At 69.8% G+C, this 16,984-nt stretch carries 14 protein-coding genes; 4 read left to right on the top strand and 10 right to left on the bottom strand.

The window, feature by feature from the left end; genetic code table 11:
- Positions 1-50: 50 nt before the first annotated feature.
- A complete protein-coding gene (locus tag ACIPRI_RS07695; RefSeq protein ID WP_446620828.1) occupies positions 51-662 on the top strand; it encodes an NAD(P)H-dependent oxidoreductase in 612 nt (203 codons plus the stop codon).
- A 27-nt stretch (positions 663-689) separates the two neighbouring features.
- Here the strand turns inward: ACIPRI_RS07695 and ACIPRI_RS07690 are convergent, their stop codons facing one another.
- Genes ACIPRI_RS07690 through purE form a run of 3 tightly spaced genes read right to left on the bottom strand, consistent with a single transcriptional unit; the run spans position 690 to position 3,411 of the window.
- A complete protein-coding gene (locus ACIPRI_RS07690; RefSeq protein WP_446620827.1) occupies positions 690-1,691 on the bottom strand; it encodes an L-threonylcarbamoyladenylate synthase in 1,002 nt (333 codons plus the stop codon).
- Complete coding sequence (locus tag ACIPRI_RS07685; protein ID WP_446620826.1) at positions 1,688-2,860, bottom strand: 5-(carboxyamino)imidazole ribonucleotide synthase; 1,173 nt, start codon at positions 2,858-2,860, stop codon at positions 1,688-1,690. The genes ACIPRI_RS07690 and ACIPRI_RS07685 overlap by 4 nt, the downstream gene beginning before the upstream one ends.
- A 2-nt stretch (positions 2,861-2,862) precedes the next feature.
- Positions 2,863-3,411 carry a 5-(carboxyamino)imidazole ribonucleotide mutase gene (gene purE, locus ACIPRI_RS07680; RefSeq protein ID WP_446620825.1) on the bottom strand — a complete coding sequence of 183 codons (549 nt, stop codon included), beginning with the start codon at positions 3,409-3,411 and terminating at the stop codon, positions 2,863-2,865.
- Positions 3,412-3,449: 38 nt separating this feature from the next.
- Between purE and ACIPRI_RS07675 the strand changes: the two genes are divergently transcribed.
- Positions 3,450-4,370, top strand: a complete 921-nt coding sequence (locus tag ACIPRI_RS07675) for a tetratricopeptide repeat protein (protein ID WP_446620824.1) — start codon at positions 3,450-3,452, stop codon at positions 4,368-4,370.
- A gap of 69 nt (positions 4,371-4,439) precedes the next feature.
- Positions 4,440-4,889, top strand: coding sequence for an META domain-containing protein (locus ACIPRI_RS07670; protein ID WP_446620823.1), 450 nt, complete (start codon positions 4,440-4,442; stop codon positions 4,887-4,889).
- 25 nt (positions 4,890-4,914) lie between these two features.
- On the opposite strand, the gene ACIPRI_RS07665 is transcribed toward ACIPRI_RS07670, so the two are convergent.
- From ACIPRI_RS07665 to ACIPRI_RS07650, 4 genes are read right to left on the bottom strand one after another with little or no spacing between them, the layout of a single operon-like run.
- A complete protein-coding gene (locus tag ACIPRI_RS07665; RefSeq protein ID WP_446620822.1) occupies positions 4,915-6,468 on the bottom strand; it encodes a Dyp-type peroxidase in 1,554 nt (517 codons plus the stop codon).
- Positions 6,469-6,470: 2 nt separating this feature from the next.
- Complete coding sequence (locus tag ACIPRI_RS07660; protein WP_446620821.1) at positions 6,471-8,393, bottom strand: hypothetical protein; 1,923 nt, start codon at positions 8,391-8,393, stop codon at positions 6,471-6,473.
- An 11-nt stretch (positions 8,394-8,404) separates the two neighbouring features.
- A complete protein-coding gene (locus ACIPRI_RS07655; RefSeq protein WP_446620820.1) occupies positions 8,405-9,637 on the bottom strand; it encodes a cytochrome P450 in 1,233 nt (410 codons plus the stop codon).
- A complete protein-coding gene (locus ACIPRI_RS07650) occupies positions 9,630-12,680 on the bottom strand; it encodes an ATP-binding protein (RefSeq protein ID WP_446620819.1) in 3,051 nt (1,016 codons plus the stop codon). Before ACIPRI_RS07650 ends, ACIPRI_RS07655 begins: the two co-directional genes overlap by 8 nt.
- A 167-nt stretch (positions 12,681-12,847) precedes the next feature.
- Between ACIPRI_RS07650 and ACIPRI_RS07645 the strand changes: the two genes are divergently transcribed.
- Positions 12,848-14,536: a patatin-like phospholipase family protein gene (locus tag ACIPRI_RS07645; RefSeq protein WP_446620818.1), complete on the top strand. Its 1,689-nt coding sequence runs from the start codon at positions 12,848-12,850 to the stop codon at positions 14,534-14,536.
- A 19-nt stretch (positions 14,537-14,555) separates the two neighbouring features.
- Here the strand turns inward: ACIPRI_RS07645 and ACIPRI_RS07640 are convergent, their stop codons facing one another.
- From ACIPRI_RS07640 to ACIPRI_RS07630, 3 genes are all read right to left on the bottom strand, one after another.
- Entirely contained in the window at positions 14,556-15,224 is a 669-nt protein-coding gene (locus ACIPRI_RS07640; protein WP_446620817.1) for a Crp/Fnr family transcriptional regulator, read from the bottom strand.
- A 73-nt stretch (positions 15,225-15,297) separates the two neighbouring features.
- Entirely contained in the window at positions 15,298-15,972 is a 675-nt protein-coding gene (locus ACIPRI_RS07635; protein ID WP_446620816.1) for a helix-turn-helix transcriptional regulator, read from the bottom strand.
- Between the two features lie 95 nt (positions 15,973-16,067).
- Positions 16,068-16,973, bottom strand: a complete 906-nt coding sequence (locus tag ACIPRI_RS07630; protein ID WP_446620815.1) for a phosphoribosylaminoimidazolesuccinocarboxamide synthase — start codon at positions 16,971-16,973, stop codon at positions 16,068-16,070.
- Positions 16,974-16,984 lie beyond the last annotated feature (11 nt).

Genomic DNA, 16,984 nt, shown 5'->3' with positions numbered 1-16,984 from the left:
CCAAAAGTATATACCTCAGCCCGCAACCGATCCAACAGGAGTCCTTTGACATGCACGCCCTCATCGTTGTCGCACATCCGAACCCCGAGTCGCTCAGCCACGGCGTCGCCGCGCAGCTTGCCAACGGGGTGTCGCTGTCCGGCCCCGGCCATTCCTTCGAAATGGCGGATCTCGCAGCGGAAGGCTTCGATCCGAGGTTCGGCACGGCCGACATCGCCGTCCATCTGAAGCAGGCGCCGCCGCCGGCCGACGTTCGCGCCGAACAGGCGCGAATCGATCGGGCCGACGCGCTGGTACTGGTCTATCCCGTCTACTGGTGGTCGATGCCCGGGCTCCTCAAGGGCTGGGTCGACCGCGTGTTCACCAACGGCTGGGCCTATGACGAAGGCCCTGACGGCACGTTGGTGAAGAGGCTTCGGCACCTGCGGGTCCACCTGGTCGCCATCGGCGGCGCCGGTCTGCGCACCTATGCGCGGCACGGCTATTTCGGCGCCATGAAGACGCAGATCGATCGCGGCATCTTCGATTACTGCGGTGCTCACGTCGTCACGTCCGAGCTCCTTCTCCCATCGGAAACGCAGGACTTGAGCGGCCATCTGGAGGCCGCGGGCACGATTGGCCGCAAGCTGTTCGCGCCAGAGAGGCACGCAGAGGCGGCATGACGATGCCGCTGCGGGTTCAGCCGCGGCTCAGGAAGCGGCGGCCCGCTGCAGCCGGTCGCGCACGCCTTCCCATTCGTGGGTGTCGGGCGGGGTCTCGACCCAGATCAGCCTGACGCCCTGCGCGTCGAAATCGCGCAGCACCGCAAACAGCAGCTGCGCGGCGGCGGCGGCGTCCTGCGGCATGCGCTTGACCAGCACGCGCGCAGAACGGCTCTTCAGCTCCGTGCGCGACCACACGGCGATGTGGGCCGCATCGGGGCCGAGCACGTCCAGCGCGGTCTGGATTGCCTTGGCATCCATCAGCCGCAGCTTGGCGCTGGGCGCGTAGTGCGCTTCCAGGGTGCCGGAGGCGCGCGGATCTGGCGCCGACAGGTCGTTGCGATCGCGCAGCTTCTCGCCGCAGGCGGCCTCGATCTGCGCGCGGGTGATGAGGCCCGGGCGCAGCAGCACCGGCACGCCGCGGCTGCAGTCGACGATGGTCGATTCGATGCCCACTTCGCAAGGCCCGCCGTCGATGATGAGCAGCTCGTCGCCGAACTCGCCCTGCACATGCGCCGCCGTGGTCGGGCTGACTCGGCCGAAGCGGTTGGCGCTGGGCCCGGCCAGGCCGGCCACGCCATGCTCGGCGCAGGCGACCAGCAGGGCCTGGGCCACCGGATGCGAGGGGCAGCGCAAGCCGATGGTGTCCTGCCCGCCGGCCGCGGCCGTTGCCACGCCGGCCTGGCGCGGCGCGATCAGGGTCAGCGGGCCGGGCCAGAAGGCATGCACCAGCTTCATCGCGAAATCGGGCAGCGGCAGGGCAAAGCGCGACAGCGCCTCGTCGCCCTTGGCGCCGGCGCACACGTGCACGATCAGCGGGTGGTTGCTGGGGCGGCCCTTGGCTTCGAAGATGCCGGCCACCGCGGCGTCGTTGCCCGCGTCGGCGCCCAGGCCGTAGACGGTCTCGGTGGGGAAGGCGACCAGCTTGCCGGCGCGCAGGGCCTGCGCGGCCTGCTCGATGGCCTCTGCCAAATGTCCGTCCAGGATCATGCGGCTAGGGGCGAAGGCAGGCCGAGCAGCGCGGCCGCCTGCTGGGCGGTGGTGCGCACCTCGGCCACGCTGGCGCCGGTGATGTTGAGGTGGCCCATCTTGCGCCCCGGCCGCGCCTCCATCTTGCCGTAAAGATGCAGCTGGGTGCCCGGCAGGGCCAGCACGGCGGCCCAGTCCGGCTCCATCGGCTTGGCGCCGCGGGCCAGCCACAGCTCGCCCAGGAGGTTGAGCATGATGGCCGGGCTGTGCTGGCGCGGCGCCACCAGCGGCAGGCCGGCCAGGGTGCGCACCTGCAGGTCGAACTGCGACAGGTCGCAGGCGTCGATGGTGTAGTGGCCGCTGTTGTGCGGACGCGGCGCCATCTCGTTGACCACCAGAGAACCGTCCTTCAGCACGAAGAACTCGACGCACAGCACGCCGACGTAGTTCAGCCCATCGGCGATGGCCAATGCGGCGTCGATGGCGCGCTGCGCCGCTTCCGGCGGCAGGGCTTCGTCGTGCGCCTCGGTCACCGCCAGGATGCCGGCGCGGTGCAGGTTGCGCTGCGCCTTGAAATGCACGGCCGCGCCATCGTGGCCGCGCGCGACGATCACCGAGCACTCGAAATCCAGATCCAGGCGCTTTTCCAGCACGCAAGGCACCTGGCCGGTGGCGGCCCAGGCGGCGCCCAGGTCGGAGCGGCTGGCCACGTTCTGCTGGCCCTTGCCGTCATAGCCCAGGCTGGCGGTCTTGAGGATGCCGGGCAGCAGGTCGTCGCCCACCGCGGTCAGTTGGTCGGCCGTCTCGATCACGGCATAGGGCGCGCAGGCCACGCCGCAGCGCATGAAATGCGCCTTTTCGCGGATGCGGTCCTGGGCGATGGACACCGCCTCGGCGCCGGGCGCCACCGGACGGTCGCCGGCCAGCGAAGCCAGGGCACGCGCCGGCACGTTCTCGAATTCGGTGGTGATGGCGTCGGCCAGGCGCGACAGGCGGGCCAGGCCGTCGCTGTCCAGGTAGTCCGCATGCACGTGATGATGGCTGACCCGGCCCGCCGGGCTGTCGGCGTCGGGGTCGAGCACGGCCGTGAAATAGCCGGCCTGCTGGGCCGCGTGCACGAACATGCGGCCCAACTGGCCGCCGCCCATCACGCCCAGGGTGGCGCCGGGCAACAAGGGTTGGGCGAGCATGCTCACAGCGCACCTCCGCCCTGGGGCGTGAAGGGCGACACCGGCGCATCCCCCTCGGCGGGCGGCGGCAAGGTCATGGAACGCGCCGCCTCGGTCTGGCGGGCGCGGAAGGCATCGAGCTGGGCGCGCAGGGCCGGGTTGCCCGATGCCAGCATGGCCACGGCAAACAGCGCCGCGTTGGCCGCGCCGGCGTTGCCGATGGCGAAGGTGGCGACCGGCACGCCCTTGGGCATCTGCACGATGCTGTAGAGCGAATCCACGCCCTGCAAGTGGCGGCTCGCCACCGGCACGCCCAGCACCGGCACGGTGGTCTTGGACGCCAGCATGCCGGGCAGGTGGGCTGCGCCGCCGGCGCCGGCGATGATGGCCGCCAGCCCGCGCGGGGCGGCGCTTTGGGCGTAGGCAAACAATTCGTCGGGCATGCGGTGGGCCGACACCACCCTTGCCTCGTGGGCGATGCCGAATTGCTGGAGAATCTCGACCGCGTGGCGCATCGTCTCCCAATCGGAGTTCGAGCCCATCACGACGCCGACCTGAATCATTTGGTTCATGGTTTGAATTTTACGTTTCGCCCCCAGCTGCATTTCGCATGATTGACATCACCCTCGACAATTTCCAGGCCGATCTGATCGATGCCTCCATGGCGCAGCCGGTGCTGCTGGACATTTGGGCCGAATGGTGCGGCCCCTGCAAGCAGCTCGGTCCGGTGCTGGAAAAGCTGGAAATCGAATACGACGGCCGCTTCACCCTGGCCAAGCTGGATGCCGACAAGGTGCCGCAGATCTCGCAGCAGCTGTCGCAGATGTTCGGCGTGCGCAGCATCCCCTTTTGCGTGCTGTTCTCGGGCGGCCAGCCGGTCGACGGCTTTGTCGGCGCCATTCCGGCCGAGCAGATCCGCCAGTTCCTGGACAAGCACGTGCCCGGCGTCGACGAGCTGGAAGCCGCGCAGCAGGAAGAGGAAGCCAGCGCCGCGCTGGCCGAAGGCGATACCGAGGGCGCACTGGAAAAGCTGCAGCACGCGGTGGCCACCGATCCGGCCAACGACGATACGCGCTTCGACTACATCAAGCTGCTTTTGCAGGAAGGCCGGCTGGACGATGCCAAGGTGGCCTTCGCCCCAGTGATCGCCAAGGCGCCGGCGGTGCGCCGCCTGGATGCCCTGCAGCGCTGGATGAACGCGCTCGATTTCGCCGCCCCGCCCACCGGCAGCGCGCCGCAGCTGGCCGACTTCGACGCCAAGATTGCCGCCGCCAAGCGCGACTTCGACGCCCGCTTCGGCCGCGCCCAGCTCTTGATGGCCCAGCAGCGCTGGACCGACGCCATGGACGAGCTGCTCGAGATCCTGATGCGCGACAAGGGCTGGAACGAAGAGCTGGCGCGCAAGACCTACATCGCCATCCTGGAGATCATCGAGCCCCCCAAGCCCAAGGTCGCCGATGGTCAGATCCCGCCCGACGACCCTACCGTGGCCACCTATCGCCGGCGCCTGAGCAGTGTTGTGCTGAGCTAACAGCGTCAACGTGCGCGCGGTGCCAGCGGCTACCATGGCGCCCCAGGATTCGGGACTAAGGACCTTGCCATGCACTTCCTCGCGCGCCTTGCCTTCGGCCGGACGGCTCTGCCCTTTCTCCTGGCCTTTGCCGCTACGGGTTGCAGCAGCGTGAGCCTGGACCAGCCGATCGAGTCGCGCACCTGGCGCCTGGCCAGCATCGACGCGCAACCGGTGATCCCCAGCGACGACCCGCGCCAGGCCGTGCAGATCGTGTTCGACCGCAGCGCCCAGCGCGTGAGCGGCTCGGGCGGCTGCAACCGCATCTCGGGCAGCTACCAGCGCAGCGGCGCCTCGCTCAAGATCGGGCCGATGGTGTCCACCCGCATGGCCTGCCAGGACGCCTCGCGCGGCCAGCTCGAAACCCGCTTCATGGCCGCCTTGGCGAACACCACCAGCTACAGCATTGCCGGCAGCGAGCTGATCCTGCTGGATGCGCGCGGCCAGACCCTGGCCAAGCTGGACGGCAGCAGCAAATAAGGCGATCAGGGCCAGTCAACAGGCCCTAGGCGAGCGGCGCCGTCTTTTCGTCCTTCGCCAGCCAGTTCAGCGCCGTCAGGCTCGGCGCAAAGAAGTAGCCCCCGCCCAGCACCGTGGTGAAGCGGGGCAAGCCGGTGATGCGTTCGCCCACCGGACAGCCCTGCACGCTGAAAGCGCGGCCCGGGTCGGTGCCCAGCAAGGGATCCTGCTCGTCGCCCAGGTCGCCGAAGCGCGATCCGGCGATCCAGCTTCTTTGCACAAACTCGAACTGGCGCTCGAAGTCGGTGTTGAGCGCCACGAACATCAGGCCGCGGCCACATGGCGTGTCGCCGGCGCGGCCTTCCGGATGACCGGCGCAGGCCAGGGCATTGCCGCCCTGCGAACAACCCTCGCCATAGACGCGGCCGCGGCGCAGCAGGCGATGCAGCTTGGAGCTGGCAATGCCGGCCTTCACGCCGAGCGCCAGTGCATCGCGCGGATTGGCGCGCCGGGCATGGGCGCCGCGCGGGCATTCGAAGCCGTTGGCATCCAGCGCCAGGTAGCGGAAGGCGTCGATCTCCGAAGGCGGCCGGGCGCTGTCCAGCACCGAATAGCCGGCCTCCTGGGGCGTTGACGGGTCCGGCTTGCGGCGGCCGACCATCATGTCGGCCAGCATCGGCACCTCGTGGCCGGCGGTGAATTTCGAGAACACGGCCACGTGCTGCTCGATCTGCCGCACGGCCAGGTAGGTGCCGTTGCGCCCGAAGCCCGATTCGGGCGACGCCTCACGCGGCCAGCCTTCCACATTGGGGCAATAGGCGCGCTCGCCATATTCGTTGATCTGTCCCAGCACGAATTCGCCCGGCTGGATCATGCGGTCTTCAAAGAGCTGGCCCGAAGCCTTCCTGGCCGCCACTTCGGCGCTGGACAGGCCCATGCCGTCGAGCACCGGCTGGCCGATGCCGTCGCGAAAGCCGAAAGGCTCGTACACCGCCGGGCTGGCCGACTCCGGCGCCGCGATGTAGCTGGGGCAGCTGGCGACGCTGAGCGCGCGCAGGCCGGCCGGCAGGCGGGCCGGGTCGAGCAGCGCCAGGGGCGCGACCCCTTCTTGTTCGCTCCAGTAGTGCGCAACGAAGATGTGCGCCTCAAAGAGCTCGCCTTCTGCATCGACGTCGCCCCACTGCCAGGCCGGCTGCTGCGCATCGCCGAGCAACTGTTTGCGCAAGGGGCTGGCGCCACCGGCGCGAAAGGCGGTGGGAAAGGGAAAGTTCGTATCTTCCTTCAGCCCCAGCGCCTGCAGGCCGCGATGGCTGAAGGCCACGGTGGCGGTCTGCGTCACGTCGCGCGACGGCTTCTGGATGGGGCCGCTGCGCTTGGCCTTTTTCGGTGCGCCCTTGGCGCGCACGCGTGCCAGGCTGTGCACCACGTCGCTGGCCAGCAGCCCGGCGAGCCAGCGGCGGGCCGCCTGCGCATCGTCCACATGGATCAACAGGTAGCGCGCGCGCCGCAGCTGAGGCAGGCCGGTGCCGACGATGGCCGGGATGTCATCGAAGCCCTGTCTGAAGGTTTCCAGCACTTGGTCCTGCTTTTTCGGCGTCATCCTCATGATTCCAATGCCCTCGCGATCTGATCGTCCTTCAGTGCGCTGCGCGTGCCGCGCAGCGCGTCGCGCAGCCGGGTGGCGCGCTCGATATCCTGGTTCGACCGGCAGTAGGCCTCGTAGCGGTGCAGGTGCGGCAGCATGCTGGCGCGGGTGTAGGCCTTGAAGGCCTGCTCGGCCTTGCAGCCGCCATAGATGCCCAGGAAGGTCGGCGGAAAGTCGCGCGGATGGACGACAGCCGGCTGGTCCGAGCGCGCCTCGGCGCGCGGCAGCAGTTCGCTGCGGCGCCAGATCAGGTTGACGCCCTCGGTCGCGCCCTGGATGAACTCGTCCAGGTAACCGCCGAAGGCGCTGTCGAAGTTGCTGCAGAAAAGCAGCCGGCGCCCGCGGTCGATGATGTGCCAGTGGCCGAACTTGATGCCGTGCGCACTGCCCAGGACGCCTTCGGTGAACACGTATTCACCCAGCACGCTGAAGAACCACAGCCAGAAGCGCAGCCAGGTGCGATGGAGGACGTAGGGCCGCCGGATCTCCGTCAGGCTGATCATGTGGCTGGTACGCGCCGACAGCCGGGCCTCGCATTCCTGGATGCTGGGGTGCACCTGGTGTGCCGGCAGGTGCGGTAGCGGTCCGGGCTTGTCCCAGCGGTCGGACTGGCTCAGCAGGTACGGCGCCCAGCGGGTGGCGAACACCAGCATCAAGGCCGAGACGCCAGCCACCAGCAACAGGGCGGCCAGCGCCCAGGCCAGCCGGGTCAGCGGCGCGGCATCGCGCGTCAGCACCCAGTCCTGCTCGACGCAGGCGGCATGCGCCTCGATGGCGCCAAACATGGCCTGGCTGAAGGCCAGGGACAGGCACACCGCCACGACCATGCCGCCCCCTACCGCCAGCATCGGAAAGAACGGCGGCGCGCGAAGCTTGACGAGCACCGGGATCAGCGCGATGAACCCCGCCATGCAAGCGAAGGCCGCCACGCCGGCCGAGCCCAGCAAGCCCTGGTTGACCGAGCAGCTCGGCCACAGGAAGCTGCCCATGCCGAAGGCATCGATGGAGCCCGAGATGAGAATCTTCACCGCCACCACCGAGTAGCCGACGAACAAGGCGGCGAGCGCCACGACGCCGCCGCCGGTGAGCAGAGCCGCCAGCAGCGGCACCAGCGCCAGCAGCAGCGTCATGGCAGCCAGCACCACGGCCGTGGACGCGTCGCGCGGCAGCGGCAAGCCCAGCAGATGCGGCAGCTTCGCCGACAAGAGCGTGGCCCAGCCCAGTGCGTAGAGAAAGCCCAGCAGCGCCAGGAAAGGCAGCACCAGCTTCATCAACAGCGCCAGCCAGTCGCCAAGGCCGAAATCCGGCCCCTTGCGCCAGCGCGAGCGCGGCGCCGGATTGGCGATCCAGCCGAAGCCGTGGCTCTGGGCCCAGGCCACCATGTGCTCGGCCAGGCTGCGCGCGTCCTTGGGGCGCTGCGCACGCGGCACGCCATGCAGGTGCGCCCTGGCTTCCTGGAACAGTTCTTCCTCGGCCCTCACCTGCGCCACCGTGCGGTCGCGCGCGCCGACAAAGCCGCCGTCGGCCACGTAGGCCCAGCGCAGCAGGAAGGCGCGCAGCCAGGTGCGCTTGGTGCCCGGGTCGGCCTGCGCGGGGCCGTCCCAGTTGGCCTTGTAGAGCTGCCACAGAGGGGCGAAGGCACAGTCCAGCATCCGGTCGACCAGGTCCGGCAGCAGCAGGTCCTCGTCGACCACGATCTCGAGCATCAGCGAAGGCGGCGCCAGCGCTGAGGCGCCGGGCGCGGGCGGCAGCAGCGCCAGGGTGGCGAAATGGATGCGGCCGATGGCCTCGCACATGCCGTCCACGCGGCGCGTCACGGAGGGCGCGATCCGGGTGGGCGCGTCCGGCGTGACGAAGCAGATCATCTGTTTGATCGACACGGGCGGGCCTCTCAGTGGCGAAAGCGAAGTCGCATCGACCGGATGATCGGGCCGTCGAACTGCATCCGGCGCCACCAGGGATCGGCCCAGGCGACATCCGGCAGGCGCAGCAGGCCCAGCAGCGCGCTGGCCAGGATCTCGACCACCGGGTCGCGCCCCGGGCACTGGCGCGCGCCCCAGCCGAACATCAGGTAGCGGTCGCGCTCGTCGACGAACTTGCGTCCGGGTCGATAGACCTGCGGGTCGCGCATGGCGGCCGGGTCGGACATGGCGCCGATGCCCATCACCGTGAGGCGGGTGCCGCCGTCGATGCTGCCGCTGCCGTCGACGCCCACCAGCGTGTCGCGCCGCACGTCGCGCGTGAGGATGGGAAAGGGCGGGCGCAGGCGCAGCGCTTCCAGCACATGGCCCTTGGCCTCGCCATGCAACTGCGCGTCGCTCCAGGGGTCGTCGTGCGCCAGCACGCGCGCCATGAAGTCCTTCACCCGCGGCTCGCCGCGGCGCGCCAGCAGCTCCTGCATGATGAGCGCGCCGCTCTGGGCCGTGGCCGGATGTCCCACCCACAGCATGCCGACCACGTTGCGCGCCACTTCCTCGCGGCTGGGCGTCATGCCGTCGACGCTCCAGGCCTCGCGCAAGGGCTCGATGTGCGAGCGCACCCAGGCGTTGACTTCTGCCGCACTGTCGCGGGCGCGCTGCTGCACCGCCTCGGTCGCCACCGGGCCGACGATCAGGTGCGCGCCGAGGTAGCGCAGGTTCATCAGCATCGAATCGCCGGGCGGCAACGGCGGCAGCTTGGCGCCAAAGGCGCCGCTGATGGCGTGCCAGGCCAGCGGCACCATGTAGTCGTCGATCAGGTCGAACACGCGCACCGGGCCTTCGCGCAGGGCGTCGATGCGCGTGCGCGCCGCCTCTGTCGCGAACTGCCCGAAGGCTTCCGGCTGTGGAAACTGCGCCTCGAGCAGCCGGCGCTCCGCCGTGTGGCGGGCGCCGGACTCCATGCCCATGATGAAGTCGCCCGCGACCAGGTTGGGCCGGTGCGAGGTGCTGGAAAAGGCCAGCGGGCGCTCGAAGGCATTCACCACGTCCGCACGCGAGGCGGCGGCCTTGAGCAGGTGGCCGAACCAGGGCTGCTTCTGCGCGATCCAGGCGATGAATCGCAGCAGCCGCGGCTGGTGGATGGCGGCGCTCACGCCCCGGTAGCCGAGCGAGCGCAGGGCGCGAGCCGGACAGCGCTCACGCATGGTGTTGAAGCACCGTCGCCTGGTCCGAGAAACCTTCCATGCCGCACGCCTTGGCCAGCGCCTTGGCCTCGGCCAGATGCTCCTGCGAATCGCGCGTGCGGCCCTTGCGCTGCTCCAGCGTGGCCAAGAGCAGCAAGGCGCGCGCCTCGTGGCCGCGCTGCTGGAAGGAGGCCGCGGCGTCGCAGGCCTGGCGCGCGGCTGCCAGTGCTTCGTCGGTGCGGCCGGCTTCCTGCAGGGCGATGGCCAGGAAGTAGGGGAAGTAGTACTCGTTGTAGCGCCCACCGGCGCGCGACAGCTTCTGCGCCACCGCCGGCTCCAGCAGCGCCAGCGCTTCCTGCGCCTGGCCGCTTTGCGCCAGCGCGCCGCCCAGGTGGGCCAGGATGGCCGGGTACATGTTCGACACCTCGTGCACCCGGCACAGCTCCAGCGCCTTCTGCAGCAGGGTGGCCGCCTCGGCCGGCCGGTTCTGCGCCAGCAGCAGCTCGCCCCTGGAGAAATCGAGCAGCACGCGCGAGAAGGGATGGTCCTGCTCTTCCAGCTCGGCATAGCCGGCATCGCAGGCCGCCTGCGCCGCCGCCAGGTCGCCGCGCAGGGTCATGATGTCGACGATGAACGCGTGCAGGTTGGTGGAGGCCATCACCGCCCAGCCGGGGAACAGGCGCCGGGCCTGCAGCTCGACGGCGAATTCGCGCGCCACCTCCACCGCGTCCTCGGAGGCTTCCACATAGCGGCCCAGCGCGTGGTGCAGCATCATGCGCGCCTGCATGGCCGCCATGTGCAGGCTGCGGCTGCCGGATGCCTCGGCCGCCTTGCCGGCCTGGGTGGCCACCGTCAGGCCCTGCTGGTAGCTGCCGCAGGCCCACAGGGTGACGGCCAGCTGCAGCGACACCGCCGCCTGGCGCCGGGTGTCGCCCAGGGCCAGGGTGATGCTCTCGGCCCGCTGCAGGTTGGCGACGATGGCGTCGAACTGGCCCAGCGCCATCTGGGCGCCCAGCGCCTCGACGCGCAGCGCCAGCTCGCAAGACAGCATGGCCGATTCATCCTCGACCCGGCGCGCCGCGTCCAGGCCCAGCTCGAACACGCGCAGCGCGTCCTTGTTTTCCGAGCGTTCGATGGAGCGCGCCATGGCGCGCAGTGCACGTTCGGCGGCGGCCTGCCACTGCTCGCCATGAAAGGCATGGTGCGCCAGCACCGCGGCATCGGTCGACACCTGCTCGCCGGCGCGGCCCAGGTAGGCCTCGAAGGCGGCGCGGTGCAGTTGCCGCCGGCGCGAGCGCGTGAGGCTGGCAAGCACCGACTCCTGCACCAGGCCGTGGCGGAAGGCATAGGCGCCCGCCGGCCCCTGGGCCGCGGCCACCAGGCCGCCGGACATGGCGTGGCGCAGGTGGCGCTCGGCTTCCGTCTTGGAGATCTCGCGCACCGCGGCCACCATGGCGGCATCGATCGGCTCGCCGATGATGGCGGCCGCTTCCAGGCTGGCCTTGACGCCTTCGGGCAGGCGGTCGACGCGGGCGCCGATGATGGTCTGGATCGAGGCCGGAACGCGCAGCAGCATCTCGGCCGGCGCGCGGTGGTAGGCGCCCGGCGAGCCCAGCAGGCTGCCGCCATCCACCAGGGTCATGACCATCTGTTCCAGGAACAGCGGATTGCCACCGGCCCGCTCGAGCAGGGTGGTGCGGATGTCCTGCAGGCTGGCATCGGTGCCCAGCAGCTCGTCGGCCAGGCTGGACAGGTCGGCCGGCGTCAGCGGACCGACCTGGTGCTCGACGAACCAGGGCGCATCGGTCCAGCGATGGCTGAAGTCCGGCCGGTAGCTCATCAGGATCAGCAGGGGCAGCTCCTGCAGGCGGCGTGGCAGCGATTCCAGCAGGCGCACGCTGCTCTGGTCGGCCAGGAAAACGTCTTCCACCAGCAGCAGCATCGGCGCGCCGCCCATGCAGGCCCGAACCAGGGCGACAAAGGTGTGGGCCAGGTATTCGCGGCGTTGCGTCGGCGTCAGCACGCGCCAGGCATCGACCGGGTCGCCGTTGCCCAGCAGGTCGGCCAGTGCAGCGGCATGCAGCTCGGCGCCCTGCGGGTCGCCGCTGGCTTCGGGCGGCAGCTCGATGGTGCCGCCGGAGCTGGCCTGCAAGGCACGAACGATGTCGGCCACCAGGCTGTAGGGCGCCTGGCTGGCGTAGCTGCGTGCCGCCACCGAGACCGTGGTGAAGCCGCGGCCCGCCAGCCGGATGGACAGCTCGGCCAAGAGGCGCGACTTGCCGATGCCGGCGTCGCCGCGCACACCGACGCCGCGCAGCCCGGCGCCGCAGACGTCGTCGGCCACCTGCGCCAGCGCATCCAGGGCCGCGGCGCGACCGACCAGCGGCCCGAGAAAGCGCCGGCGCGCCAGCGGCGCGGCCGCGGAATCCTGCAGGCCGCCGACGAGCTCGTGAATTTCGACCGGCACGCCGAAGCCGCGCAAGGTGCGCGGGCCGAGCGCCCGCGTGTCGATCTGGCCGCTCACCAACTGCTGGGTGTTGCCGCTGAGATACGCACTGGCCGGCGGCGCCAGCTTTTCCAGCCTGGAGGCCAGGTGCACCGGCGCGCCATCCACCCGGTAGCTGCCCGACGCTTCGCCGCTGCCCGGGCCGGCGATGACCTCGCCCGAATCGATGCCGATGCGCACCGTCATCGGCGCCTGCCGCGCGCTTTGGGTCTTCATCGCGTCCAGCATGGCGATGGCGGCCAGGCAGGCGCGCAGCGCATGGTCCTCTTGCGCCACCGGCGCACCGAACAGGGCCAGCAACTCGTCGCCCCGCCATTGGACCTGGGTGCCGCCATAGACGGCGACGGCCTCGGACATCAGGCGCAAGGCCTGATCCAGGTAGGCCTGGCCGCCCTCGGCGTCGGTGCGCACCACCTGCTCGGTGGACCCGCACAGGTCGGCCAGCAGCACCGTGACCTGCTTGAGTTCACGCTGGGCGTCCAGGCGGGCGCCGCAGCTCGGGCAAAAGCGGTGGCTCGCCTCGCGCGGCGCGCCGCAATTGGGACAGGAGGTGCTCACAAGTTCACCCTCGAATGGACGCCACCCGCGTCCGTGGGCACCGGTTTCTTCATGTTCTTGTTGTTCGTGCTACCGGCCGGCGGCAATTGGATACTCTCCGGCCTAGGTAAATTGTTTCAAATATCTACAAGAATGCCAGATTGACGTTTGTGAACGCAAGCTTATCCATGACAACTGGCACGAACGCCAACGAAGCCAGCACATTCGAATTCGGCCTTTCGCTGGCCGGCGGCGTTTCCTGCGGCGCCTTCAGCGCCGGCGCGATCGACTTCATCGTCGAGGCCCTGGACGCCTGGGAAGCGGCGCGCAAGCGCGGCGATGCAGATGCGCCACAGCACCGGGTGAGCCTGCGCATGGTGGCGGGCGCCTCGTCGGGCGCGCTCACCAGCGCCGTGCTGGCGGCGGCCCTGCCTTACGAGATCCGCCATGTGCGCCAGGGCAGCCTCGAGGCGGCGCAAAAGTCCAACCCTCTCTTTGCCGCCTGGGTCGATGGCACCAGCCTGGCGGACCTGCTGGGCACCGCCGATGCAAGCGGCGACGGCGTGCGCTCGCTGCTAGACCCCACGCGGGTCGACCAGGTGGCGCGCGCTGCCATCGACTTCGGCAGCCAGGCAATGGCCCGGCAGCGCGGCTGGCTGGCAGATCCCTTGCGCCTGGCCTTCAGCGTGACCAACCTGCGGGGCGTCAACTTCTCGCTCTCCAATGGTCGCAGCAGCGTGCGCAGGATCCTGTCGGCCATGCATGGCGACTTCATGCGCTTTGCCTTCTCCGGCTTGGGCGGCATGCCGGCTGCGGCGCCGCGCCCGGACGAAACGGCGATCGCCGTGCAGCGGCATGCGCCGGACGGCTGGGAGCGCTGGGGAAGGCGCTTTGCCACGGCGGCGCTGGGTTCGGCCGCCTTTCCGCTCTTTCTGCCGGCGCGGCGCCAGGCGCCGCCGGCCGGCCAGTACAGCCAGGCGTCGATCGTGCTACCCGGCGGCAGCTGCGGGCCGGACGAGGTGCTGCACCCTCAACCGGTCGGCCAGGCGGCCCAGAGCCATTTCGAGTTCGATGCGGCCGATGGCGGGCTGATCGACAACAACGCCCTGGACGTGGTGCGCACCGAGCTCGCCGGCGGCGACCCGCTGGCCTGCAACGAGCGCGACGGCCGCCTGGCCAGGCGTGCCGTGCTGCTGATCGATCCGCTGCTGGGCGCGCCGAAAGTGGAAAGCGAAGCGCTGCGGCCCATTAGCCTGGCCGGCACCTTGTCGGCCCTGGTGCGCACCCTGCTCGACCAGGCCCGGCTGCGGCCGCAGGACGTGGCCCTGGCGCTGCGCGGCGATGTCTACAGCCGCTTCATCATCGCCCCGCAGCGGGAGGAGGCGAGCGGCGAATGCGCCAGCAAGTACCTGGCCGGCGCCAGCCTGGGTGGCCTGGGTGGCTACCTGGCCCGCGAGTTTCGGCTGCACGACTACCTGCTGGGGCGCCGCAACGCGCAGCAGGCGCTGGCCGAGCGCTTCGTGCTGCATGCGGACAACCCGCTGTTCCAGCACTGGAGCGCCGAGCAGCGCCAGCGTTATGCGGTGGGCGAAGGCCAGCAGCAGGAATTGGAATTGCCGATCATCCCGCTGGTGGGCCGGCTGCATCCGCGCCACGGCGAGGCCGAGCCCTTGCCCGAATGGCCGCTGGGCAAGGCAGATCCGGCCGCCCATGCGCCGGCGCTGGATGCGCGGCTGGGCGTTCTGTATTCGGGCCTGCTGCGGCCCTGGTACTTGCGGCTGCTGCTGTGGCCGCTGTGGTTCCTGGTACGCCGTGCGCTGCGCCAGCGGCTGGTGGCAGCCATGACGAGCGGACTGCGCACCCACGGCCTGGCCTGAGCCAGCGCCGGGAGCCGTGCTACCAGCGCGCCGGCAGGTCCCGCATCAGCACCAGCTGGCGCTCGATCACGGCCAGGTAGCCACCCTCTTCCAGGTCCTTCAAAAGGCGGCTGACCATCTCGCGCGAGCAGCCGATTTCGCTGGCGATGGCCTGATGCGTCAGGCGCTCGGCGATCACGCGCTTGCCGTCATCCTGCAGCTCGGCGCGGCGCTCGAGCATGGCGCGCAGGCGGCTGTAGACATCCAGCAGGGCGATGCTGCGGGCGCTTTCGGTGGCCAGGCGGGCGCGGCGGATCAGGCGCTGGATGAGGGCCAGGGCGAAATCCGGATCGGCGGCGATGTGCTGCAGCACGGTTTCACGCGTGACCACGGCGCACAGGGTGGGCTCCACCGCCTGCACGCTGGCCGAGCGCAGGCCGCCGTCGAGCGACATCTCGCCCACGTATTCACCGGGACCGTGCAGGCCCAGGGTGATTTCGCGCCCGCGCGAATCGGACACGTAGGCGCGCAGACGCCCTGAAATGACGATGTAGATGGAGTCGCCGGAATCGCCCTCTTCGATGATCACCGTGTTCTTGCGATAGCGCCGCTGGGTGCCCAGGGCCGCCAGGCGGTCAACCGCCGGTGTCAGGAGGGTGAGGTGCGCCGGCGGATTCGGCGCCGGACGGCGCAAGGCGGCAGACGACATGCGCGGACTATATCGCCCGCGCATATCGGCCGCTGTCGCCCACGAGCGGCGCCACGACAGGCAGCGCCGGGAATCAGCCCTCTTGCACGCCCAGGCGCGCCGCCGACACCACCTGCGGCATGCGCGCCAGCCGATGCACGATCTCGCGCACGCTGCTGGAGCCGGTCTTTTCACGCACGCTCTTGATGTGAGTGCGCACTGTAGAGACGCGAATGCCCTGCAGGCCGGCGATTTCCTCGGCGCGGTGGCCATCGCACAGCTGGCGCAGCACGTTCTGTTCGGCCCGGGTCAGGCGGTTGGCGCGGGCGAACATCTGCATGGTCAGGCTGGCGCAGTTCTGGCGCTTGCTGCACATGATGAGCACGGTGTCGATGTGGCCCCCCGGCAGCGAGGCCATGGGGATGAAGGCCAGCGACAGCGGACTGTCGTGGTGCTCCAGCTCGACGATGCTGCGGCCGTCGTGCGCGGCATCTTTCAGGGCCTGGCGGATCTGGCGCTGGCGCCCGTCGTCGCTGCCGGCCAGCATGCCGTCGCGCTCGCACAGGGCCTGGGCCGAAGCCAGCTCGCAGCGCGCCGGATGGTTGGCGTGCAGGACGCGGCCGGTGAGGTCGACCAGCATCAGGCCATGGTCGATTTCGTCGAGCACCCGCGCCAGCATGGCGGCTTGCAGGCCGTCCGGCGGCGGGGCGCTGACCTTGGCAACGCCAGCCAATGCACGGGAAACCTCGATTTCGCTTGTCATTTCCATCACGTCACTCCTCATCCAACTAGATGAGGAAAGTATGGAAATTTGTTGATCTAGCGGGCAGTAAGTATTGCCGCGTGTTTTGTGATGTATTTACATCAGGTCGTGAGGCGCTGCAGCGCTTCGCGGTACTTGGCGGCGGTCTTCTCGATGACCTCGGCCGGCAGGCGTGGGGCCGGCGGGGTCTTGTCCCAGGGCTTGCCGTGGATGCGCGTGGCTTCGAGCCAGTCGCGCACGAACTGCTTGTCGTAGCTGGACGGATTGGCGCCTTCGGCCAGCGCCTTCTCGTAGCCCTCGACCGGCCAGTAGCGCGAACTGTCGGGCGTGAGCACCTCGTCCATCAGCACCAGCTTGCCGTCGGCGTCCAGGCCGAACTCGAACTTGGTGTCGGCAATGATCATGCCCTTCTCCAGGGCGATGGCGGCCGCCTCCTGGTAGATGGCGATGCTGATGTCGCGGATCTGGCGCGCCAGATCGGGGCCGATCATCTCGACCACGCGCTCGTAGGAAATGTTCTCGTCATGCTCGCCGGCCTGCGCCTTGGCGGCCGGCGTGAAGATGGGCGCGGGCAGCTTGGCCGCGTTGGTCAGGCCCTCGGGCAGCGGCACGCCGCAGACCGAACGGCTTTCCTGGTATTCCTTCCAGCCGCTGCCGGCCAGGTAGCCGCGCACCACGGCCTCCACCGGCACGGGCTTGAGGCGCTTGACCAGCATGGAGCGGCCCTGCACCTGCGGCACCTCGGCCGGGGTGACCACGCTTTCGGGCGCCTCGCCGGTCAGGTGGTTGGGGCACAGGTGGCCCAGGCGCGCGAACCACCACAGGGCCATCTGGGTCAAGAGCTCACCCTTGCCGGGGATCGGCTCGCCCATGATCACGTCGAAGGCCGACAGGCGGTCGCTGGCCACCATCAGGATGCGGTCTTCCCCCACCGCGTAGTTGTCGCGCACCTTGCCGCGCGCGAGAAGGGGCAGGCTCTGGATGGAGGAGGTGTGGACGGTGGTCATGGGCTCTTCTT

The organism is Variovorax sp. LARHSF232 (assembly GCF_052871435.1).
Note: the sequence above shows the minus strand (reverse complement) of the source record. Positions and strands in the feature narration are given on the sequence as shown.